Origin of the sequence: Paraburkholderia lebeckiae, assembly GCF_050436225.1 — a bacterium.
GTDB classification, from domain to species: domain Bacteria; phylum Pseudomonadota; class Gammaproteobacteria; order Burkholderiales; family Burkholderiaceae; genus Paraburkholderia; species Paraburkholderia tuberum.
The window spans coordinates 4321242-4341500 of record NZ_JBNDLU010000002.1; the positions used below are offsets into that span (position 1 = coordinate 4321242).

The 20259-nt window shown below is 64.4% G+C and carries 20 protein-coding genes and 1 pseudogene; 7 read left to right on the forward strand and 14 right to left on the reverse strand.

Annotation, left to right across the window (positions count from 1 at the left end; genetic code table 11):
- Positions 1 to 18: 18 nt before the first annotated feature.
- From OKW45_RS34610 to ugpB, 4 genes are all read right to left on the reverse strand, one after another.
- Entirely contained in the window at positions 19 to 1107 is a 1089-nt protein-coding gene (locus OKW45_RS34610) for a sn-glycerol-3-phosphate import ATP-binding protein UgpC (protein ID WP_429473262.1), read from the reverse strand.
- 50 nt (positions 1108 to 1157) lie between these two features.
- Positions 1158 to 2003 (reverse strand): sn-glycerol-3-phosphate ABC transporter permease UgpE, encoded by an 846-nt coding sequence (ugpE, locus tag OKW45_RS34615; protein ID WP_018420112.1) that lies wholly within the window; start codon positions 2001 to 2003, stop codon positions 1158 to 1160.
- Complete coding sequence (ugpA, locus tag OKW45_RS34620; RefSeq protein WP_429473263.1) at positions 2000 to 2884, reverse strand: sn-glycerol-3-phosphate ABC transporter permease UgpA; 885 nt, start codon at positions 2882 to 2884, stop codon at positions 2000 to 2002. Before ugpA ends, ugpE begins: the two co-directional genes overlap by 4 nt.
- 72 nt (positions 2885 to 2956) lie before the next feature.
- Positions 2957 to 4282, reverse strand: coding sequence for a sn-glycerol-3-phosphate ABC transporter substrate-binding protein UgpB (gene ugpB / locus OKW45_RS34625; protein ID WP_018420114.1), 1326 nt, complete (start codon positions 4280 to 4282; stop codon positions 2957 to 2959).
- Between the two features lie 287 nt (positions 4283 to 4569).
- Between ugpB and OKW45_RS34630 the strand changes: the two genes are divergently transcribed.
- Positions 4570 to 4878, forward strand: coding sequence for a hypothetical protein (locus OKW45_RS34630; protein ID WP_429473264.1), 309 nt, complete (start codon positions 4570 to 4572; stop codon positions 4876 to 4878).
- Positions 4879 to 4955: 77 nt separating this feature from the next.
- Here OKW45_RS34630 and ychF read toward each other — a convergent pair whose 3' ends face one another.
- Complete coding sequence (gene ychF, locus OKW45_RS34635) at positions 4956 to 6050, reverse strand: redox-regulated ATPase YchF (RefSeq protein WP_184009123.1); 1095 nt, start codon at positions 6048 to 6050, stop codon at positions 4956 to 4958.
- Between the two features lie 269 nt (positions 6051 to 6319).
- Here ychF and OKW45_RS34640 point away from each other — a divergent pair, with 269 nt between their 5' ends.
- From OKW45_RS34640 to OKW45_RS34660, 5 genes are all read left to right on the forward strand, one after another.
- The gene (locus tag OKW45_RS34640) at positions 6320 to 6688 is read left to right on the forward strand and encodes a hypothetical protein (RefSeq protein ID WP_429473266.1); all 369 of its coding nucleotides are present in this window, start codon (positions 6320 to 6322) and stop codon (positions 6686 to 6688) included.
- Between the two features lie 236 nt (positions 6689 to 6924).
- Positions 6925 to 8097 (forward strand): UbiH/UbiF family hydroxylase, encoded by a 1173-nt coding sequence (locus OKW45_RS34645; protein WP_429473267.1) that lies wholly within the window; start codon positions 6925 to 6927, stop codon positions 8095 to 8097.
- Between the two features lie 204 nt (positions 8098 to 8301).
- Complete coding sequence (locus OKW45_RS34650) at positions 8302 to 9027, forward strand: DsbC family protein (protein ID WP_018420119.1); 726 nt, start codon at positions 8302 to 8304, stop codon at positions 9025 to 9027.
- Between the two features lie 145 nt (positions 9028 to 9172).
- Complete coding sequence (locus OKW45_RS34655) at positions 9173 to 10963, forward strand: M61 family metallopeptidase (protein WP_429473269.1); 1791 nt, start codon at positions 9173 to 9175, stop codon at positions 10961 to 10963.
- A 191-nt stretch (positions 10964 to 11154) separates the two neighbouring features.
- Complete coding sequence (locus OKW45_RS34660) at positions 11155 to 11751, forward strand: FMN-dependent NADH-azoreductase (protein WP_184009117.1); 597 nt, start codon at positions 11155 to 11157, stop codon at positions 11749 to 11751.
- A 126-nt stretch (positions 11752 to 11877) separates the two neighbouring features.
- Here the strand turns inward: OKW45_RS34660 and OKW45_RS34665 are convergent, their stop codons facing one another.
- The 8 genes from OKW45_RS34665 to rpe form a co-directional block, all read right to left on the reverse strand.
- On the reverse strand, positions 11878 to 12687 hold the full coding sequence (locus OKW45_RS34665) for a uracil-DNA glycosylase (RefSeq protein ID WP_429473271.1): 810 nt from the start codon (positions 12685 to 12687) through the stop codon (positions 11878 to 11880).
- Between the two features lie 85 nt (positions 12688 to 12772).
- The gene (locus OKW45_RS34670) at positions 12773 to 13399 is read right to left on the reverse strand and encodes a CYTH domain-containing protein (protein WP_429473273.1); all 627 of its coding nucleotides are present in this window, start codon (positions 13397 to 13399) and stop codon (positions 12773 to 12775) included.
- Between the two features lie 62 nt (positions 13400 to 13461).
- Entirely contained in the window at positions 13462 to 14247 is a 786-nt protein-coding gene (trpC, locus tag OKW45_RS34675; RefSeq protein WP_018420124.1) for an indole-3-glycerol phosphate synthase TrpC, read from the reverse strand.
- Positions 14248 to 14265: 18 nt separating this feature from the next.
- Positions 14266 to 15297: an anthranilate phosphoribosyltransferase gene (trpD, locus tag OKW45_RS34680; RefSeq protein WP_026225723.1), complete on the reverse strand. Its 1032-nt coding sequence runs from the start codon at positions 15295 to 15297 to the stop codon at positions 14266 to 14268.
- A gap of 19 nt (positions 15298 to 15316) precedes the next feature.
- Positions 15317 to 15934 (reverse strand): aminodeoxychorismate/anthranilate synthase component II, encoded by a 618-nt coding sequence (locus OKW45_RS34685; protein ID WP_429473274.1) that lies wholly within the window; start codon positions 15932 to 15934, stop codon positions 15317 to 15319.
- Positions 15935 to 15947: 13 nt separating this feature from the next.
- Complete coding sequence (trpE, locus tag OKW45_RS34690; RefSeq protein WP_429473275.1) at positions 15948 to 17441, reverse strand: anthranilate synthase component I; 1494 nt, start codon at positions 17439 to 17441, stop codon at positions 15948 to 15950.
- 376 nt (positions 17442 to 17817) lie between these two features.
- Positions 17818 to 18534 carry a phosphoglycolate phosphatase gene (locus tag OKW45_RS34695; RefSeq protein WP_184009103.1) on the reverse strand — a complete coding sequence of 239 codons (717 nt, stop codon included), beginning with the start codon at positions 18532 to 18534 and terminating at the stop codon, positions 17818 to 17820.
- Between the two features lie 13 nt (positions 18535 to 18547).
- Complete coding sequence (gene rpe / locus OKW45_RS34700; RefSeq protein WP_429408217.1) at positions 18548 to 19231, reverse strand: ribulose-phosphate 3-epimerase; 684 nt, start codon at positions 19229 to 19231, stop codon at positions 18548 to 18550.
- A 328-nt stretch (positions 19232 to 19559) separates the two neighbouring features.
- Between rpe and apaG the strand changes: the two are divergent.
- Positions 19560 to 19935, forward strand: a pseudogene (gene apaG / locus OKW45_RS34705) (Co2+/Mg2+ efflux facilitator ApaG/CorD).
- Between the two features lie 143 nt (positions 19936 to 20078).
- On the opposite strand, the gene OKW45_RS34710 reads toward apaG, so the two are convergent.
- Positions 20079 to 20252 (reverse strand): hypothetical protein, encoded by a 174-nt coding sequence (locus OKW45_RS34710; RefSeq protein WP_162633932.1) that lies wholly within the window; start codon positions 20250 to 20252, stop codon positions 20079 to 20081.
- Between the last annotated feature and the right edge of the window lie 7 nt (positions 20253 to 20259).

Here is a 20259-nt window from a genome sequence, read left to right on the forward strand (position 1 = left end):
CGGCGCTCCGGGGACGTCTCAGTTCGCGCGTCGTCCAGTCGCCGGATCGAAGAAGTGCAGATGCTGCGCGGGCAGCACGACCTGCAGCGCTTCGCCGGCCGCGGGACGATGCGCGTGAGGCAGCCGCGCGGTCACATCGTGCTTGCCCCAGCGGCCGTGCGCGAGATTGTCCGCGCCGAGAATTTCGCAAGAATCGACGCTCAGTGTCGCGAACGGTGCGTTGGCCGTGCCCGGGCTCAGATGCTCGGGGCGAATGCCGAGCGTCCACTCGCGGCCTGTCGCGACTTCGCGGCCGATCGACGGCACGCCCGCGAGCGGCAGCTTCGGGCCGTTGCCGGCGACGTCGAAGGTCGAGCCGTCTTCCGAGACACGGCCTTCGAGCAGGTTCATCCCCGGCGAGCCGATGAAGCTCGCGACGAACACCGTGGCCGGCCGCTCGTAGACTTCGGTCGGCGCGCCGATCTGCTCGGCGTGGCCCTGGTTCATCACGATCACGCGCTGCGCCAGCGTCATCGCTTCGATCTGATCGTGCGTGACGTACAGACTCGTGGTCTTGAGGCGCGCATGCAGGCGCTGGATTTCGAGGCGCATCTGCACGCGCAGACGCGCGTCGAGATTCGACAGCGGCTCGTCGAACAGAAACACCGCCGGCTCGCGCACGATCGCGCGGCCCATCGCGACGCGCTGCCGCTGCCCGCCCGACAGCTCGCGCGGCTTGCGCTGCAGCAGCGCGCCGAGCTCGAGAATCTGCGCGGCGGCTTCGACGCGTTTCGCGATCTGCGCACGATCGACGCCCGCGATTTTCAGCGCGTAACCCATGTTCTCGGCCACGCTCATATGCGGATACAGCGCGTAGTTCTGGAACACCATCGCGATGTTGCGATCCTTCGGCTCCAGCTCGTTGACGACCTTGCCGGCGATCGAAATGCTGCCGTCGGAGATGCGCTCGAGCCCGGCGACCATTCGCAGCAAGGTCGATTTGCCGCAGCCGGACGGGCCGACCATGACGACGAATTCGCCGTCGGCGACGTCGACGTCGATGCCGTGCAACACGAACTGTTTGCCGTCGTAGGTTTTCTTAACGCTTTGCAGAGTCAGTGCAGCCATGCCGTTCTAGCCTTTGATTTTGAGTGCTTGGCGCAGTCCGCCATACCGGATCATTTTTCCGAATCCACGAGGCCGCGCACGAACCAGCGCTGCATCGTCAGCACGACGACGAGCGGCGGCAGCATCGCGAGCAGCGTGGCCGTCATCACCAGATGCCATTCGGTCGCGGTATCGCCCGAGGCGATCATCCCCTTGATGCCGATCACCGCGGTGATCAGCGACTGCTGGCTGGTGATCAGGATCGGCCACAGATACTGGTTCCAGCCGTAGATGAACGTGATCACGAAGAGCGCCGCCATCGTGGTCCGCGACAGCGGCAGCACGACGTCCCAGAAGAAGCGCAGCGCGCCCGCGCCGTCGATGCGCGCGGCTTCCATCAGCTCGTCCGGCAGCGTCTTGAAGAACTGGCGGAACAGGAACGTCGCGGTCGCCGACGCGATCAGCGGCAGCGTCAAACCGGTGTACGTATTGCTCAGATGCATCGACGACACCACCTGCACGGTCGGGAAAATCCGCACTTCGACCGGCAGCATCAGCGTGATGAAGATCAGCCAGAACGCGAGCGTGCGAAACGGAAAGCGGAAGTAGACGATCGCGTACGCGGAGATCATCGACACGGCGATCTTGCCGATCGCGATGACGAGCGCCATCACGAGGCTGTTGAACAGCATGCGATTGAACGGCGCCGCGGCGTTGCCGGTGCCCTGCGTCCAGATCGTGACGATGTTCTCGAACAGATGCGTGCTCGGCACGAGCGACAGCGGCACCGTGAACACCTCGTGCTCGCTCATCGTCGCCGCGCAGAACGCGACGTACACCGGAAACACCACCAGCGCGACGCCGATGATCAGCACCGCGTGACAGAACAGGTCGAAACCGCGTCGGTTCTCGATCATGAGTATTGAACCCTGCGTTCGATGAAGCGGAATTGCACGACGGTCAGCGCCACGACGATGATCATCAGCACGACCGACTGCGCGCCCGAACTGCCGATGTCGAGCCCCTGGAAGCCTTCGGCGAAAATCTTGTAGATCAGCGTGCGGGTGGCCTGGCCTGGGCCGCCGCCGGTCGCCGCGTCGATCACGGGAAAGGTGTCGAAGAACGCGTAGGTGATGTTGATCACCAGCAGAAAGAACGTGGTCGGCGACAGCAGCGGCAGGGCGATGCCGAAGAAGCGGCGCACCGGACCGGCGCCGTCGATCGCGGCCGCTTCGATCAGCGATCGCGGAATCGCCTGCAGGCCCGCATAGAAGAACAGGAAGTTATAGCTGATCTGCTGCCAGACCGACGCGAGCACGACGAGGAACATCGCCTGACCGGGGTTCAGCGCGTGATTCCATACGATGCCGTATTTCGCGAGCGCATACGTGACGAGGCCGATGCTCGGGTTGAACAGGAACGACCACAGCACTGCGGCGATCGCGGGCGCGACCGCGTACGGCCAGATCAGCAGCGTTTGATAGGCCTTCGCGCCGCGCGTCACGCGATCCGCGCAGACCGCGAGCAACAGCGATATCACGAGGCCCGACACGGTGACGAGCGTGCAGAATACGATCGTCGTGTTGAACGACGCCAGATACAGCGGGTCGGCGAACAGCTGTTTGAAGTTCGCGAGTCCGACGAACGCGCTCGACGTACCGAACGCGTCCTGGGTTTGCGACGATTGCCAGAGCGCGACGCCCGCCGGCCACAGGAAGAACACGAGCGTGATGAGCAGTTGCGGCGCGACGAGCAGGTAGGGCAGCGCGCTGGTGCCGAAGTAGGAGCGCTTTTCCATCGGGATGTCCAGAGTGTGCTGCAACGACGGGTTCCCGCGCGGGAGCGCCGGAACCCTGCCTGCAGGCGATGCTTAGTTACCGGCCTTTTCGAAGCGGCGCAGCAGGTCGTCGCCGCGCGCGACGGACGAGTCGAGCGCCTGTTGCGGCGTCTTCGTGTCCGCCCACACCTGCTCGAGTTCTTCGTCGATCACGGTGCGGATCTGCGGCATGTTGCCCAGACGCAGGCCCTTCGTGAACGGCAGCGGCGGCTTGTTCAGCATCTGGCGGATCGCGGTGTCGCTGCCGGGGTTCTTGTCGTAGAAGCCCTGCTGGCGCGTCAGGTCATACGCGGCGGTCGTGATCGGCAGATAGCCGGTGTCCTGATGCCACTTCGCGGCGACTGGCGCCGTGGCCAGATAGGCGAGGAACTTCGCGACGCCCTTGTAGACGGCCGGGTCCTTGCCCGACAGCACCCACAGGCTCGCCCCGCCGATGATCGCGTTCTGCGGCGCGCCCTTCACGCTGTCGTCGTACGGCATCATGCCGGTGCCGAAGTTGAACTTCGCGTATTTCTTGATCGTCGCGAGCGAGCCTGACGAGTTCGTGATGATGCCGCAGTCGCCGCTATAGAACTTCGACACCGGTTCGTCCTTGCGGCCGACATAGGTGAACGTGCCGTCCTTCGCCATGTTCTGCAGGAACTGGATGTGCGCGACCTGCAGCGGCTTGTTGAATTCGAGCTGCGCGTCCATGCCGTCGAAGCCGTTGTTACGCGACGCGAACGGCGCCGCATGCCACGCGCTGTAGTTCTCGAGCTGAATCCAGCTTTGCCAGCCCGACGAGTAGCCGCACGACATGCCCGAGGCCTTCAGCTTCTGCGCATCGGCGTGCAACTCGGCCCAGGTCTTCGGCGGCTGGTTCGGATCGAGGCCAGCCTTCTTGAACGCATCCTTGTTGTAGTACAGCACCGGCGTCGAGCTGTTGAACGGCATCGAGATCAGTTCGCCGGTTTTCGAGTCGCTGTAATAGCTCGCGATGGTCGGCACGAAGGCTTTCTGATCGAGGGGCAGGCCCGCGTCCTTGAATACCTGCGTGACCGGGACGATGGCTTTCTTCGCCTGCATCATCGTCGCGGTGCCGACTTCGTAGACCTGCAGGATGGCCGGCGCGTTGCCGCTGCGATAGGCAGCGATGCCGGCGGCGAGGGTCTGGTCGTAGGTGCCCTTGAACACGGGCACGATCTTGTAGTCGTTTTGCGATTTGTTGAAGTCGTTCGCGATGTCGTTCAGACGTTCGCCCAGTGCGGCTTCCATGGCGTGCCAGAACTGGATTTCGGTCGCGGCGTGAGCCGCCTGGCTGACGCCGATGCTCAATACAGCGGCGACGGAAAGTGAACGGAACAGCGGCTTGTAATTCATCGTTTTTGTCTCCGGTTCGGAAGGGGCGCGGACGCGAATCGCGCGATTCTATTTGTGTTCGATGACATTCCGGCGGCGGCGCGCCGGAAGCCGAAATTTAGCATTGGCTGTCAGGGAAAAGAAATAAACGGGAATCTATTCGGGAAGATCACGGGTGGTGCAACTCGGGCCACGGCGGGGGCAAAAACAATCGCCTCATGCAACACGTCCGATCGGTCGGGCCGATACCTGAAGGGTCGTACACGATTGGGTCGCCAAGGCAATCCCATCATGTCGGAGCTTTCGCCATGCCATTGACGCCTAATCCGGGAACGCACACTTTCGGCAGGGACGCCTACTTCATGCATGGCGACAGCAAGAGTCATCCGGGTAGCGCATCGAATGCGTTGCCGAGAAATACCGCAACTGCGCTGAAGGTCGTAGACCCTGTCGAAGGCGACAGTCACATTCTCGCGATATCGCGTGTGTGCGGCATTCCGTTTATTGACGATGCGCCGAAAAACTACAAGGCCAAAGCGTTGCACGCTGTTTCGGCGGTCACGACTGCAAATCCGCACATCAAGGCCCGTTGTCTCGACGCATTGCGGAAATCGTAGCGCGCAAACAAAAAAGCCCGCAACCCCTGAGGGTTCGCGGGCCTTAATCGCGCAGCGCAGTTTGCGCTGCTTCGCACTTACACGTTGAACAGAAAGTTCATCACGTCGCCATCATGTACGACGTATTCCTTGCCTTCCGCGCGCATCTTGCCGGCTTCCTTCGCGCCTTGTTCACCCTTGTAGGTGATGTAGTCGTCGAAGCTGATCGTCTGCGCGCGGATGAAGCCGCGCTCGAAGTCGGTGTGGATCGCGCCGGCTGCCTTCGGCGCCGTGTCGCCGACGTGGATCGTCCACGCGCGCACTTCCTTCACGCCGGCCGTGAAGTAGGTCTGCAGGCCGAGCAGCTTGAAGCCCGCGCGGATCACGCGGTTCAAGCCCGGCTCATGCATGCCCATGTCGGCGAGGAAGACTTCCATGTCGGCTTCGTCGAGGTCGGCGATTTCCGCTTCGACCGCCGCGCACACGGCCACGACCGGAGCGCCTTCCGCGGCCGCGAACTTCGTGATCGCGTCGAGGTGCGGGTTGTTCTCGAAGCCGTTTTCCTTCACGTTGGCGACGTACATCGTCGGCTTGGCGGTGATTAGACAGAACGGCTTGAGCGTGGCCTTTTCTTCATCGGTCAGATCGAGCGCGCGGACCGGCTTCGCCTGGTCGAGCTGCGCGCGGACCTTCTCCAGCACCGCCGCGTTCTTCGCGGCTTCCTTGTCGTTGCCCGACTTGGCCGCCTTGGAATAGCGCGCGAGCGCCTTCTCGACGGTGGCGAGGTCGGCAAGCGCGAGTTCGGTGTTGATCACCTCGATGTCCGACAGCGGATCGATCTTGTTCGCGACGTGAATCACGTTGTCGTCTTCGAAGCAGCGTACAACGTGCGTGATCGCGTCGGTTTCGCGGATGTTCGCGAGGAACTGGTTGCCGAGGCCTTCGCCCTTGCTCGCGCCGGCCACCAGACCGGCAATGTCGACGAACTCGACCACGGCCGGCAGGATGCGCTCCGGCTTGACGATTTCGGCGAGCGCCTTCAGCCGCGCGTCCGGCACCTCGACGATGCCGACGTTCGGCTCGATCGTGCAGAACGGATAGTTTTCGGCGGCGATGCCCGCCTTGGTCAGCGCGTTGAACAAGGTGGACTTGCCGACGTTGGGCAGGCCGACGATGCCGCATTTGAGGCTCATGGAAATCCTTCACTGAATCAGTAGGTTGCGTGATGGGCTCGACGCTGCGCGCGGATTCGGAAAGCCTTCGCGTAAGGTGGGGCGCGGCAGGCTCAGCGGAGCGGACAAGGCACCGAATCGGGGCGTTAGCTCGACGATTGAGTGCGAGTTTTCACGGAAAGCGCAATTGTAACCCGTTCGCCCGCGCGGACCCGCCGGCGCATTGGCGCGAAGCCACTGTAGGATCGTCAGGTCAGAGCCGGCAGAGCCCCAATTTCCGGGGGAGCAGCGTGGGAATCATCAGATGGGTTGGGATCGGCGTCGTCGCCGCGGTCGTGGTGGGCTCGGTCGCGACATGGGTCGCGCCGAATTTCGACGAAGCGCAGGCCACCACGGACCGGCAGACCATCGATTGTTTGACGACCCACCTGTCGCACGAAGATCACGCCGACATCGCGCGGTTCGCCGATAAGAACGACTACGACTCGCTGTGGCGCGTGTTCGACCGCGTGTTCCCCGACTGCGCGGCACGCAGCGATCAGCGCGATCGCAAGGCGGAGCTCGAGGCGGCCGCGTGGCGCAACCTCTCGTCCGATCGCGACTTCATGCGCATGCGCGAGGCGAACGCGGCGCTCGCGGCAAGCGCCGCGACGCACTAGCACGACGCATCGAGGCCGCGCGGCCACGCGCCCGGGAGGCAAATGCGCGTGGCCGCCGACGCGTGAAGTGCGGGTTGCGCCAGCGGTCGGCATCAGACTCGCGCAGACCCGCCGACAACCTCAGGCTGTGACCCCAGACACCCTGTCCGGCACGAGCCCGCGACACCCCGAGCACAGAGCCCAACGGCCGCGCTTGTCGATCCGTCCCCCGCACCCCCCGCGGCTATAATGCGCGCATGAACGCACACCATCAGACCTTTGATGCCGCCGTGATCGGCGGCGGGCTCGTCGGCAAGACCGCGGCGCTCGCGCTCACGCAAGCCGGACTGCGCGTCGCACTGCTCGCGCAGCCTTGCGCGGCGCTGCCCGCCGGTGCTGTCTTCGACTCGCGCGTCTATGCGTTGTCGTCGAGTTCGCAGGCCTTGCTCGAACGGCTGCGGGTGTGGCAGGCGCTCGATCACACACGGCTCGGTCCCGTCTACGACATGCGCGTCTACGGCGACGCGCATGCCGAGCTGCATTTCTCGGCGTTTCAGGCATCGGTACCGCAGCTTGCGTGGATCGTCGAGTCGTCGGTGATCGAGCGCGCGCTCGATGCCGCGCTGCGCTTCCAGCCGAACCTCACGTGGATCGACACGCGCGCGCAGGCGCTCGATTTCTCCGTCGACAACGCGAGCGTCGGCCTCGCGAACGGCAGCGTGCTCGAAGCGGATCTGGTAGTCGGCGCGGATGGCGCGCATTCGTGGGTGCGCGCGCAGATCGGCTCGAAGATGGTGCGCCGCGACTACAGACAGATCGGTGTGGTCGCCAATTTCAAGGCTGCGAAGCCGCACGGCGAAACCGCGTATCAGTGGTTCCGCGACGGCGAGATCATCGCGTTGCTGCCGATGCCGGACGGCCACGTGTCGCTGGTCTGGTCGGCCCGAACCGAACACGCCGAGCAGTTGCTCGCGCTCGATCCCGAGCGGCTCGCCGCCGAAGTCGAGCACGTGAGCGGTGAACAGTTCGGCGCGCTCGAGTGCGTGACGCCCGCGCAGGGCTTCCCGCTCGCGTTGCAGACCGTGGACCGGCTCGTCGCCCCGCGTGTCGCGCTGGTCGGCGATGCCGCGCATCTGATCCATCCGTTGGCAGGACAGGGCATGAACCTCGGCTTGCGCGACGTCGCCGCGCTCGCGAGCACGATCGGCGGCAAGGAGTCGTTCCGCGACCTCGGCGACATGGTGCTGCTGCGTCGCTACGAACGCGCGCGCCGCGAAGACATTCGCGCGCTGATGATCGCCACCGACGGCCTGCAGAAACTGTTCTCGGTGCCCGGTCCGCTCGCGCGCGCCGTGCGCAATACCGGCATGGCGTTCGTCGGCGCGCAGCCATTCATCAAGCGCTGGCTCGTGTCGGCCGCGCTGGGGTAAACCGCAACGAGGCGTCGGGCGGATAGCCGATGGCCGGTCACGGGCGCCCGGGACAGGTATCATGACCGGATCGACGCGCAGCGATCCGTCCCTTATCCGACCCCGATCGAACCTGATCGAGCCTGGTTGAACAGATAGGCGGCCGAAACCCGCGGCCGGAACGTAAAAAACGCGCAGGTGCGCGACTGACTCCAGGACTCCAGCATGAAAAAGACCTTCCGCATCGCCGTCGCCGCGCTCGCGATCGGTGCCGCTACGCTCGGCTGCTCGGCGCAGGCCGACCAGACCACCGACAAGCTCAAAGCCACCTTGCAAACCCGTCTGTCCGACGTGACGATCAAGGGCGTGTCGAAGACGCCGATCGCGGGTCTGTACGAAGTGAATCTCGGCACGCAGATCATCTACAGCGATGCGAGCGGCGACTACCTGATGCTCGGCGACATGGTGGACTCGAAGACGCGCAAGAATCTGACCGAGGCACGCCTGTCGGAAACCAACCGCATCGACTTCGCGAGCCTGCCGTTCGGCAACGCGGTGAAGGTCGTGCGCGGCAACGGCGCGCGCAAGATCGCGGTGTTCTCCGATCCGAACTGCCCGTACTGCAAGCAGCTCGAAAAAACGCTGCTGTCGATCGACAACGTGACGGTCTACACGTTCCTGTACCCGGTGCTGTCGCCGGATTCGACGGCCAAGTCGAAGTCGATCTGGTGCTCGGCCGATCGCGCGAAGGCGTGGGAATCGTGGATGCAGGACCGTCAGGCGCCGACCGCCGCCGCCACTTGCGACACCGCCGCGATCGACAAGAATCTGGCGCTCGGCCGCTCGATGAACGTCGAGGGCACGCCGACGGTGTTTCTCGCGGACGGTCGCCGCCTGCCCGGCGCGGTGCCGGCAGATCGGCTCGACAAGGAACTGTCGGCCGTGCACTGAACAGCGCGCTGGCCACAGCGCCACGCACGCCCCGGGCGTGCAACAGATGCAAGGTTCGAACTGAAGGAGGCGCACGCAGCGCCTCCTTTCGCATCGAGCCCCGAACTTCTCCGCCTCACTCTCCTGACACTCCCAAGCGCCGCCGATGAAGCCGATCCGCTACACCATCGTTCCGGGTAACCCCGCCGCCCACCTGTTCGAAGTCACCGTGACCGTCGCCGATCCCGATCCGGCCGGCCAGCGTTTCATGCTGCCGGTGTGGATTCCGGGCAGCTACATGGTGCGCGAGTTCGCGCGCAACATCGTCACGCTGCGCGCGGTGAACGACGCGGGCCGCAAGGTGCGCGTCGAGAAGATCGACAAGCACACGTGGCAGGCCGCGCCGGTCAAGGGCGCCTTGACGCTGCGCTACGAGGTGTACGCATGGGACCTGTCGGTGCGCGCCGCGCATCTGGACGACACGATCGGCTTTTTCAACGGCACCAGCGTGTTCCTGTCGCCGCTCGGCCATGAGGACGCGCAGTGCGTGGTCGATATCCAGAAGCCGCAGGGCGCCGCGTATCGCGGCTGGCGCGTCGCGACCGCCCTGCCGGAAGCGCGCGGCACGAAGCGCTACGGCTTCGGCGAATACCGCGCGCAGAACTACGACGAACTGATCGACCATCCTGTGACGCTCGGGGAATTCGCGCTCGCGACGTTCAAGGCGCACGGCGTGCCGCACGACGTCGTGATCGGCGGTCGCGTGATCGGGCTCGACATGGAGCGTCTGTGCAAGGACCTGAAGCGCATCTGCGAAGCGCAGATTGCGTTGTTCGAACCGAAGTCGAAGAAGGCGCCGGTCGAGCGCTACGTGTTCATGACGCAGGCCGTCACGGACGGATACGGTGGGCTCGAGCATCGCGCGTCTACCGCGCTGATCTGCAATCGCGCCGATCTGCCGGTGCAGGGCCGCGAGGCGATGAGCGAGGGCTACCGGACCTATCTCGGTCTGTGCAGCCATGAGTATTTCCACACGTGGAATGTGAAGCGGATCAAGCCGGCCGTGTTCGCGCCGTATGACCTCGGTGTCGAAAACTACACGTCGATGCTGTGGCTGTTCGAGGGCTTCACGTCGTATTACGACGACCTGATTCTCGTACGCAGCGGCGTGATCTCGCAGGACGACTATTTCGGCCTGGTCGGCAAGGTGATCGGCGGCGTCCAGCGCGGCAGCGGGCGCCTGAAGCAGAGCGTCGCCGAAAGCTCGTTCGATGCGTGGGTCAAGTACTACCGGCAGGACGAGAACGCGCCGAACGCGATCGTCAGCTATTACACGAAGGGCTCGCTGATCGCGCTCGCCTTCGACCTGACGATCCGCGCGCAGACCGGCCAACAGAAATCGCTCGACGACGTGATGCGGCTGCTGTGGAAGCGCTTTGGCCGCGATTTTTATCGAGGCAAGCCGGTCGGCGTCGACGAAAGCGAGATCGAGGCTATTTTCGCGGAAGCGAGCGGCGCGCAACTGGCCGAACTGTTCGCCGAGGGCGTGCGCGGCACGCGCGATCTGCCGCTTGACGCGCTGCTCGCGCCGTTCGGCGTGGCGCTCGCGCCGGACGTCGACAAAAACGGCAAGCCGTCGCTCGGCGTGCGGCTACGCGGCGGCGCGGATTGCGCGCTCGCGACCGTGCACGAGGGCAGCGCCGCGCAAAAGGCGGGCCTCTCCGCTGGCGACGTGCTGATCGCGATTGATGGTCTGCGCGTGACCGGCGGGAATATCGATGCTCTGCTGTCGCGCTATCAGCCGGGCGCGAAAGTCGACGTGCACGCGTTCCGCCGCGACGAGCTGCGCGCCACGCAGGTGAAGCTCGACGGCCCCGAAGTGGCGCGCTACAAGCTCGCGGTCAGCGATAACCGTCCCGCCGCGCGCAAGGCCCGCGAGCGCTGGCTCGCGAAGTGATCGGCGCGGTGGTGGGCCGCCCCGGGCGGTCCACCGATCGTCGCATGTCCTGTCGTCAATCGGCGGAGGAGGGCGGTGGATTGTTCTACCCATGCAACAATCCTTCGTCGCCGGACGGCTTTTTCGCCGGCCGGTAAAAAAACACAATGACTTCACTCGCGCAACACTGCGCGCCCCTACTGGAGTCAACCATGACCACGATCCTGCAAATCAACTCGGCAGCCCGTTCGCAAGGCGCGAACTCGACGCTTCTCGTCAACGAGCTGACGGAAAAGCTGCAACAGTCGAATCCGGGCGCGCAAGTCGTCGTCCGTAACCTGCAAGCCGAACCGCTGCCGCACCTCGACGACGCCGTGCTCGGCGCGTTCTTCACGCCGGCCGACCAGCGCACCCCGGAACAGGCCGCGATCGCCGCACGCAGCGAAGCGCTGATCGCCGAACTGCAAGCCGCCGACGTCATCGTGATCGGTGCGCCGATGTACAACTTCGGCATCTCGTCGCAACTGAAGACGTACTTCGACTTCATCGCACGTGCGGGCATCACGTTCCGTTACACCGCGAACGGTCCGGAAGGCCTCGTGACGGGCAAGAAGGTCCACGTCGTGTCGGCGCGCGGCGGCAAGTATCTCGGCACGCCGAACGATAGCCAGACGCCGTACCTGAAGAGCTTCCTCGGCTTCCTCGGTATGACCGACGTGAACTTCATCTACGCCGAAGGACTGAACATGGGCCCGGACGCCGCGAACGCCGCGCTGAGCTCGGCACGCGAAGCGATCGCCGCGGTTTAAGCGGGTTTGTCCTGCCGCATTGCGCCGCTTCGATGCGGCGCGAGCGGTGAAAAGAATAACGCCACGGATGGGTTCACCCTCCGTGGCGTTTTCGTTGTGTATCGCAATCTTCTGACGACGACGCTCTCACGCAAGCATTTGCGCGTCGTCCGGTAGACGCCAGTCGATCGGCTCCCGGCCGTGCTGCAGCAGATATTCGTTCGCCTTCGCGAAATGCCCGCAACCGAGAAAGCCGCGATGCGCGGACAGCGGCGACGGATGCGGCGCCTCCAGCACATAGTGCGACCTGCCGCCGAGTAGCGCGCGCTTCGCCTGCGCATGCGCGCCCCACAGCATGAAGACGAGGTTCTGATGCCGCGTCGCGAGTTCGTGGATCAGCGTGTCGGTACATTTCTCCCAGCCGCGCTTCGCGTGGCTTGCGGCGCTGTCGCGCTCGACGGTCAGCACCGTGTTCAGCAGCAGCACGCCCTGTTTGGCCCAGCTGTCGAGGCAACCGTGCTGCGGCGTCTGGTGACCGAGACTCGCGGCGATTTCCTTGAAGATGTTGCGCAGCGACGGTGGCGGCCGCACGTGCGGCGCGACCGAAAACGCGAGGCCGTGCGCCTGCGGCGTGCCGCGGTCTTCGCCGTGGTACGGGTCCTGGCCGAGGATTACGACTTTCACTTCGTCGGGGCTCGTCAGGCGGAGCGCGCGGAACACGTCGGCCGGATAGATCGTTTTGCCGGCGGCACGTTCACCGTCGACGAAGCGGCACAGTGGCGCGTAGGTGTCGCTATCGATGAAGGGCTTCAGATGCGCGCGCCAGGCCGCGGGTAGCGCGGCGAATTGTGCTTCGAGCGTGGGCGGGGCGGCGGTGGGGGCGGCGGGGGCGGGCGCGACATCGTCGAACAACGATGCCTGCGGCAAACTGGAGCGGGTGCGGGAAGCGGAGGTCATGGCGGGGAAGTGTCGCAGCAAACGCGGACTAGCTCAAGTTGCGGCAAGCGAGCGCATGAGGTGCCGCGGGTTTCGGGCAACGCGCTCACCCGGCGCGCAACCGATACCCGCGCTGCGCCTTGCTGATGTCATCCGGCGCGAGGCCGGCAATCCGCTTGCCGAGTTCGGCGGCGAGCGTATGAAGCGCCGCTTCGTCGCCCGATTTCAGTTCGAGCTCGATCTCCGAGATCGGCGCGCGGCGCGCTTCATCGTCGACTTCGGCAAGCACGTCGCCCTGATCGATCGCCGCCTCGATCTGAGCGCCGTCGGAGTCGAGCAGCCATAGCGTGCGTGTGAAATTGGTGTGGAACAGCTCGATCAGCGCAGGCGCGGCCTGCTTCAGTGCATCCGCGGCGACGGGTTCGTCGCAAGCGCTCAGCAACGATTCGATTTCGAGCTTCGCGCCCGCGACCGGCAATTCCCATTCGTGCCGGCGATGCAAGCCGTTCTTCGCCGTGCCGACCGTCTTGAAGGTCTGCAGCCAGCCGTCCGGGGTCTGCCGTAGACGCAGCGCGCTCTTTGACGACGCCAGAGTCAACTGCGGCGTATCGAAGTAAATGTTCACGAGCTTGATCGCGCGTCCGTTCTTGCCGGCGCGCGCTGCGAACCACTGCGTCGCCGCCAGCACTTGCGAAGCCGGCAGCGCCAGCTTGATTTCGCGTTCCATGCCCATGCTGGGTGTCCTTGTTGCGTGGATTTCTCTGCGCCCGATACGCCGATACGTCGATACGACGCTCAGAAAAACATCCGCGCAAGTTCCACGCCCGGATCGTCCGCGCGCATGAACGCTTCGCCGACGAGGAAGGTATGCACGTTCCGCGCGCGCATGCGCTCGACGTCGTCGCGCGACAGGATGCCCGATTCGGTCACGACGATGCGATCGTCGGGAATCGCGTCGAGCATACCGAGCGTCGTGTCGAGCGAGGTTTCGAAGGTGCGCAGATTGCGGTTGTTGATGCCGATCAGTGGCGTCTTCAGCGTCAGCGCTTCCTTGAGTTCATCGCTATCGTGCACTTCGACGAGCACCGCGAGACCCAGCGAATGCGCGAGCGCTTCGAGGTTCTGCATCTCGGCGGTTTCGAGCGCGGCGGCGATCAGCAGGATCGCGTCGGCCCCCATCGCGCGTGCTTCGACCACCTGATACGGATCGACGATGAAGTCCTTGCGTATCACCGGCAACTGGCACGCGGCGCGCGCTTGCTGCAGATAGGCGACGCTGCCCTGGAAGAACTGCACGTCGGTCAGCACGGACAGACACGCCGCCCCGTGCTTCTCGTACGAACGCGCGATGTCGGCCGGCACGAAGTGCTCGCGCAGCACGCCCTTCGACGGGCTCGCCTTCTTCACTTCGGAGATCACCGCGGCGAGACCCGCCGTGTGCTTGGCGCGCAATGCGCCGACGAAGTCGCGGAGATCGCGCGAAGACGCTTCGAGCCGCAGTTCTTCGAGCGGCACGCTTTGCTCGGCCGCCCGGACTTCTTCGCGTTTGACCGCGATGATGCGGTCGAGGATGTCGCTCATAAATGTCTCGCTACGTGATTACTGCTTGAATTGCTGGGTGAAGCGCACCAGTTCGTCGACCTTCGCGCGTGCCTTGCCGCTCGCGATCGCTTCACGCGCGAGCTCGATGCCGTCCGCGATCGTAGCCGCTACGTTCGCCGAATAAAGTGCCGTGCCGGCGTTCAGCGTGACGATTTCCCGTGCGACGCCGGGCTTGCTGCTGAGCGCGTCGAGCAGCATGACCTTCGACTCGCCCGCGTCGGCGACTTTGAGCGTGCGGTTCGACACCATCTGCATGCCGAAGTCTTCCGGATGGATCTCGTACTCGCGAATCTCGCCGTCGCGCAACTCGCCGACCAGCGTGGCGCCGCCGAGCGACACTTCGTCCATGCCGTCCATCCCGTACACGACGAGCACGTGCCTGGCGCCGAGGCGCTGCATCACGCGTACCTGAATGCCGACGAGGTCGGGGTGAAACACGCCCATCAGCTGATTCGGCGCGCCGGCCGGATTGGTGAGCGGCCCGAGGATATTGAAGATCGTGCGGATGCCGAGTTCCCGGCGTACCGGCGCGACGTTTTTCATCGCCGGATGATGGTTCGGTGCGAACATGAAGCCCATGCCCGTTTCCGCAATCGATGCCGCGACCTGCTCCGGCTGCAGATCGATGTTGACACCGAGCGCTTCGAGCACGTCCGCGCTACCCGACTTGCTCGATACGCCGCGATTGCCGTGCTTTGCGACCTTCGCGCCCGCCGCGGCCGACACGAACATCGTCGCGGTCGAAATGTTGAACGTGTGCGCGCCGTCGCCGCCGGTGCCGACGATATCGACGAAGTTCGAGTTGTCCTGCACGTCGACGTGCCGGGCAAATTCACGCATCACCGTGGCGGCCGCGGTGATTTCGCCGATGGTCTCTTTTTTGACGCGCAGGCCGGTGATGATCGCCGCCGACATCACGGGCGAGAGTTCGCCGCGCATGATGAGGCGCATCAGGTGCAGCATTTCGTCGTGAAAAATCTCGCGGTGCTCGATGGTCCGCTGCAAGGCTTCCTGGGGCGTAATGGACATGATCTCGTCTCCCTTTGTGTCAGGCATTGCGGGACGCCGCGTGATTCGAGGCCTTGCCGCCGACGGCGAGCTTCGACTGCTTGACGAAGTTTTCGAGCAGCGCGTGGCCGTGTTCGGACAGGATCGATTCCGGGTGGAACTGCACGCCTTCCACGGCCAGTTCCTTGTGGCGCACGCCCATGATTTCGCCGTCTTCAGTCCATGCCGATACTTCGAGGCAGTCGGGCAGCGATTCGCGTTCGATCGCGAGCGAGTGGTAGCGCGTCACCGTGAAATGCTTCGGCAGGTCCGCGAATACGCCCTTGCAGTCGGTTTCGATCGTGCTGACCTTGCCATGCATGATGGTCTGCGCGCGCACGACGCGGCCGCCGAACGCCTCGCCGATCGCCTGATGGCCGAGACATACACCGAGAATCGGCGTCTTGCCGGCGAATTCGCGCAGCACGTCGAGCGTGATGCCCGCGTGTTGCGGATTGCTCGGGCCCGGCGACAGGCAGATGCGCTCGGGGTTCAGCCTGGCGATTTCGTCGAGCGTGATTTCGTCGTTGCGATAGGTGCACACGTCTTCGCCGAGTTCGCCGAAGTACTGCACCAGGTTGTAGGTGAACGAGTCGTAGTTGTCGATCATGAGCAGCATGGTGTGTCTCCGGTCAGAAGTCGCTATCGAGGCCGTCCTGGACCTGCTCGGCGGCGCGCATTACCGCGCGTGCCTTGTTCTCGGTCTCCTGCCATTCGGATTCGGGCACCGAATCGGCGACCACGCCCGCGGCCGCCTGCACATACAGATTGCCGTTCGCGATCACGCCGGTGCGGATCGTGATGGCCAGATCCATCTCGCCGGTGAACGACAGATAGCCGACCGCCCCGCCGTACAGGCCACGCTTGACGGGCTCGAGCTCGTCGATCAGCTCCATCGCGCGGACCTTCGGCGCGCCCGACAGCGTGCCGGCCGGGAAGGTGGCGCGCAGCACGTCGAAATTGGTCATGTCGTTCTTGAGCTTGCCTTCGACCGAACTGACGATGTGCTGCACGTGCGAGTACTTCTCGATCACCATCTTGTCGGTCACGACCACCGAGCCGATCTGCGCGATGCGGCCGACGTCGTTGCGCGCGAGGTCGATCAGCATCACATGCTCGGCGATTTCCTTCGGATCGTTCAGCAGCTCGGTCGCGAGCGCGGTATCGCGCTCGGGCGTGTTGCCGCGCGGACGGGTGCCAGCGAGCGGGCGGATCGTGACGATACGGTCCTCGGCGCGCTTTTCCTGGCGCACCAGAATCTCCGGCGACGCGCCGACCACGTGGAAGTCGCCGAAGTTGTAGTAGTACATGTACGGCGACGGATTCAGCGAGCGCAGCGCGCGATACAGCGACAGTGGATTGTCGCGGTACGGCTTGATCAGGCGCTGGCCGACCTGCACCTGCATCAGTTCGCCGGCGGCGATGTATTCCTTCGCCTTGCGCACGGCGGCCAGGTAATCGTCTTTCGCGAATTCGCGGTAGATCTCGGTGCGCACGCTGGCCGACACGACGGGCGGCTCGACGGTGACGCGCAGCCGCTGGCGCAGTTCGCGCAGACGGCGCTTCGCTTTCGTGTAGGCCTCAGCCTGAGTCGGGTCGGCGTAGACCACCAGATAGAGCTTGCCGGCGAGGTTGTCGATGACGGCGACTTCCTCGGTCAGCAGCAGCTGGATGTCGGGCAGATTGAGGTCGTCCTTCGGCGCGCTGTGCGCGAGCTTCTTCTCGATGTAGCGCACCGCGTCATAGCCGAAGTAGCCGGCGAGACCGCCCGTGAAACGCGGCAGCCCCGGGCGTTGCGCGACCTTGAAGCGCGCCTGGAATTGCTGGATGAACGCGAGCGGATCGCCGTCGTGCGTCTCGACGACCTTGCCGTCGCGGACCACTTCCGACACGCCGTCGCGCGTGCGCATGAGAGTCCGCGCCGGCAGGCCGATGAACGAATAACGCCCGAAGCGTTCGCCGCCGACCACCGACTCCAGCAGGAACGAGTTCGCGCCGTTGCGCTCGGTCTGCGCGAGCTTCAGGTACAGCGACAGCGGCGTCTCGAGGTCGGCGAGCGCTTCGGCGATCAGCGGGATGCGGTTGAAACCCTCGTTGGCGAGGGACTGGAATTCGAGTTCGGTCATGTTCCGATCCTGTACGGTGGTCCGGCGGCAGCAAGCGTCGGGCAAAGCGGGGCTAAGCGCTTCCGGTCAGGGCGTGGGTCGACGTTCTCGACACAATGATACCGACCGGCGCGGGTCTTCCATCGGCGCGTGCGAGCGGTGCGGATGAGCAACGGTACCTTGCGGGTACGCGCAGGCTCAATCAGCCGATGCAGGTGCGTAAAAACAGATCGATGGAAAAAGCGCGTGAGCGCAGCGAAGTAAAAAACGGTTGCCGAAGACGAGCTTCAGCGTACCTCAGGCGAGGTTAGCGCGACCAGCGACGCCAGGGCCAGGCTCCCCGGTCGATGCTAATCAGACTCCGTTTTTTATTCAGAAACATGAGGATGAAGGACTGTTAAGTCGTGGATTGATGCGCTGCGATCGCCCTGGCGGCGTCGAGCAGCGAGGCAACTATACCATCGGATTTTATCGTTTGTATAGCTTGGCCGTGGTTGTACCCATAGGGCACGGTCAGCGTCGCCATGCCGGCCGCGCGGCCCGCCAGCGCGTCGTTTTCCGAGTCGCCGATCGCCACCGTGGCGCTCGGCTCGACGCCGAGCTGGGCGGCGGCGGTCAGCATCGGAAGCGGGTCCGGTTTCTTTTTCGCGAGACTGTCGCCGCCGAGCACGACGCTGAAATACGGTGCAAGCCGGTACTGCTGCAGCAATTCGAGCGCGAAGCGGTGCGGCTTGTTGGTCACGCAGGCGAGCTTCAGGCCCGCGTCGCGCAGCGCGCGCAGACCGGCCTCGACGTCTGGATAAAGCCGCGTGTGCACGCCGTTGATCTTCGCGTACTCGGCCTGATAGATCGCGAGCGCTTCGTCGAAGCGCTCTTGCGCGTGCTCGGCTTCGAAGCGCGGCGCAAGCACGCTGCGGATCAGATGCTCCGAACCCTTGCCGACATAGCCGACCACTTCCTCGCGCGTCGTTTCCTCCGCGTCGAGCTGCGCGAGCATACCGTTCAGGCCGGCGGTGAAGTCGTCGGCCGTGTCGATCATCGTGCCGTCGAGGTCGATGATCGCGGCTTCGAGGCGCGGGCCGGTAAACGTCGGGGCGGGATACGAAGTGGTCATGCGGCGCTGGTTCTTAACGCTGGACGGTCGCGAGGGCGGCGCGCATCTTGTCGATCACGACCTTGTGATCGGGCTGGCCAAAGATCGCCGAGCCAGCCACGAACGTGTCCGCGCCGGCCGCCGCGATTTCCGCGATGTTGTCGACCTTCACGCCGCCGTCCACTTCGAGGTGGATGTCGCGGCCGGTGCGCTCGGTGTACGCGTCGATGCGTTTGCGCGCTTCACGCAGCTTGTTGAGCGCCTCGGGGATGAACGACTGGCCGCCGAAGCCCGGGTTCACCGACATGATCAGCACGAGGTCGACCTTGTCCATCACATGATCGAGATAGTTCAGCGACGTCGCCGGATTGAACACGAGGCCGGCCTTGCAGCCGTGGTCGCGGATCAGCGACAGTGTGCGGTCGATGTGATCCGACGCTTCCGGATGAAAGCTGATGAGGTTCGCGCCGGCTTTCGCGAAGTCCGGCACGATGCGGTCGACGGGACGCACCATCAGGTGCACGTCGATTGGCACGTCCACGTGCGGGCGGATCGCTTCGCATACGAGCGGGCCGATGGTCAGGTTCGGCACGTAGTGGTTGTCCATTACGTCGAAGTGGATCCAGTCGGCACCGGCGACGACGACGTTGCGGACTTCTTCGCCCAGGCGGGCGAAGTCGGCGGAGAGAATGCTGGGGGCGATGCGAAATTGCGTCATGACAGGGGGCGGATGCAAGCGGGAAAGCGCCATTTTACCGGTTTTACGCGTGCAGACCGGGGTGCTGGCCGCAGTTGGCGTGGCGGAATCGCGCGAAGAAACCTCGCAAAGTGCTGGCGCAAAAGCGGTATGGAGACTGGGCGCGGCAAAGCAGCCGTGTCCCAACGTCTTAGACACTGCTGGCCGAAAGGCGTATTCGGTTGCGGCCATGCCGCGCATCAAGCAGAATGCCACTCCATGAGCGCCGCATCGCCGCTGCACCCGCAGACCATTGGCGTTCGGGCCTTCCACGATTTTTCACAGCCCGTTTGATCAGATCGGAATCAGGATGAGCCAGTACGAATTCAGCGTCTCGGCGCAGGTGCACTACCTGCCCGAAGAATCGGACCCGGAGCGTCGCCAGTACGCCTTTGCCTACACGCTGACCCATCCGTAACACCGGCCAGGTGCCCGCACAGTTGATCGCGCGTCACTGGATCATCACCGACAGCGACAATACCGTGCAGGAAGTCAAAGGGCTGGGCGTGGTCGGTCATCAGCCGCTGCTCAAGCCGGGCGAGCATTTCGAATACACGAGTTGGGCAGTGATCGCGACGCCGGTCGGCACGATGCGCGGCGATTATTTCTGCGTGGCGGAGGATGGTGAGCGCTTCGAGGCGCCGGTGCCGGAGTTCGTGTTGCGCATGCCGCGAACGTTGCATTGAACCGGCGCGGTGTTGCGCGGTCTTTAAGGAGTTCGTATGGGCGCGCGGCACAGCGGGCAGTTGAGTGGTGGTTGGATGAGCGCTCAGACGAGCGCTTGATGCACGAGGGGTTGCGCGGTTCTGCATGCAACCCGCAGGCCAGGTCACTGCGGCTTTTGCTGTTGGGACCGTTCCGCCGGCTTGGCACGTCTCGCTTTTTTCTTGCCAGCCGACGTCCACACAACGATAAAGACGAGCAGGAACAGCGCGAGCAGCGATTCCAGCGCGAAGATGAGCATCGGGTATTCGTCGAACAAATCAGACATGGCGGTTTCCATCAAGAAC

Bases quoted from the DNA above. Each gene is read 5' to 3' on its own strand.
- OKW45_RS34665 (WP_429473271.1), bottom strand. From the start codon at position 12,687: ATGACCTCCGCTTCCCGCACCCGCTCCAGTTTGCCGCAGGCATCGTTG.
- OKW45_RS34710 (WP_162633932.1), bottom strand. From the start codon at position 20,252: ATGGAAACCGCCATGTCTGATTTGTTCGACGAATACCCGATGCTCATC.
- OKW45_RS34685 (WP_429473274.1), bottom strand. From the start codon at position 15,934: ATGCTGCTCATGATCGACAACTACGACTCGTTCACCTACAACCTGGTG.
- OKW45_RS34695 (WP_184009103.1), bottom strand. From the start codon at position 18,534: ATGACCACTTCGTATCCCGCCCCGACGTTTACCGGCCCGCGCCTCGAA.
- trpE (WP_429473275.1), bottom strand. From the start codon at position 17,441: ATGACCGAACTCGAATTCCAGTCCCTCGCCAACGAGGGTTTCAACCGC.
- OKW45_RS34630 (WP_429473264.1), top strand. From the start codon at position 4,570: ATGCCATTGACGCCTAATCCGGGAACGCACACTTTCGGCAGGGACGCC.
- OKW45_RS34670 (WP_429473273.1), bottom strand. From the start codon at position 13,399: ATGGGCATGGAACGCGAAATCAAGCTGGCGCTGCCGGCTTCGCAAGTG.
- OKW45_RS34650 (WP_018420119.1), top strand. From the start codon at position 8,302: ATGAAAAAGACCTTCCGCATCGCCGTCGCCGCGCTCGCGATCGGTGCC.
- ugpB (WP_018420114.1), bottom strand. From the start codon at position 4,282: ATGAATTACAAGCCGCTGTTCCGTTCACTTTCCGTCGCCGCTGTATTG.
- ychF (WP_184009123.1), bottom strand. From the start codon at position 6,050: ATGAGCCTCAAATGCGGCATCGTCGGCCTGCCCAACGTCGGCAAGTCC.
- ugpE (WP_018420112.1), bottom strand. From the start codon at position 2,003: ATGATCGAGAACCGACGCGGTTTCGACCTGTTCTGTCACGCGGTGCTG.
- trpD (WP_026225723.1), bottom strand. From the start codon at position 15,297: ATGTCCATTACGCCCCAGGAAGCCTTGCAGCGGACCATCGAGCACCGC.
- OKW45_RS34660 (WP_184009117.1), top strand. From the start codon at position 11,155: ATGACCACGATCCTGCAAATCAACTCGGCAGCCCGTTCGCAAGGCGCG.
- ugpA (WP_429473263.1), bottom strand. From the start codon at position 2,884: ATGGAAAAGCGCTCCTACTTCGGCACCAGCGCGCTGCCCTACCTGCTC.
- OKW45_RS34610 (WP_429473262.1), bottom strand. From the start codon at position 1,107: ATGGCTGCACTGACTCTGCAAAGCGTTAAGAAAACCTACGACGGCAAA.
- rpe (WP_429408217.1), bottom strand. From the start codon at position 19,231: ATGACGCAATTTCGCATCGCCCCCAGCATTCTCTCCGCCGACTTCGCC.
- OKW45_RS34645 (WP_429473267.1), top strand. From the start codon at position 6,925: ATGAACGCACACCATCAGACCTTTGATGCCGCCGTGATCGGCGGCGGG.
- trpC (WP_018420124.1), bottom strand. From the start codon at position 14,247: ATGAGCGACATCCTCGACCGCATCATCGCGGTCAAACGCGAAGAAGTC.
- OKW45_RS34655 (WP_429473269.1), top strand. From the start codon at position 9,173: ATGAAGCCGATCCGCTACACCATCGTTCCGGGTAACCCCGCCGCCCAC.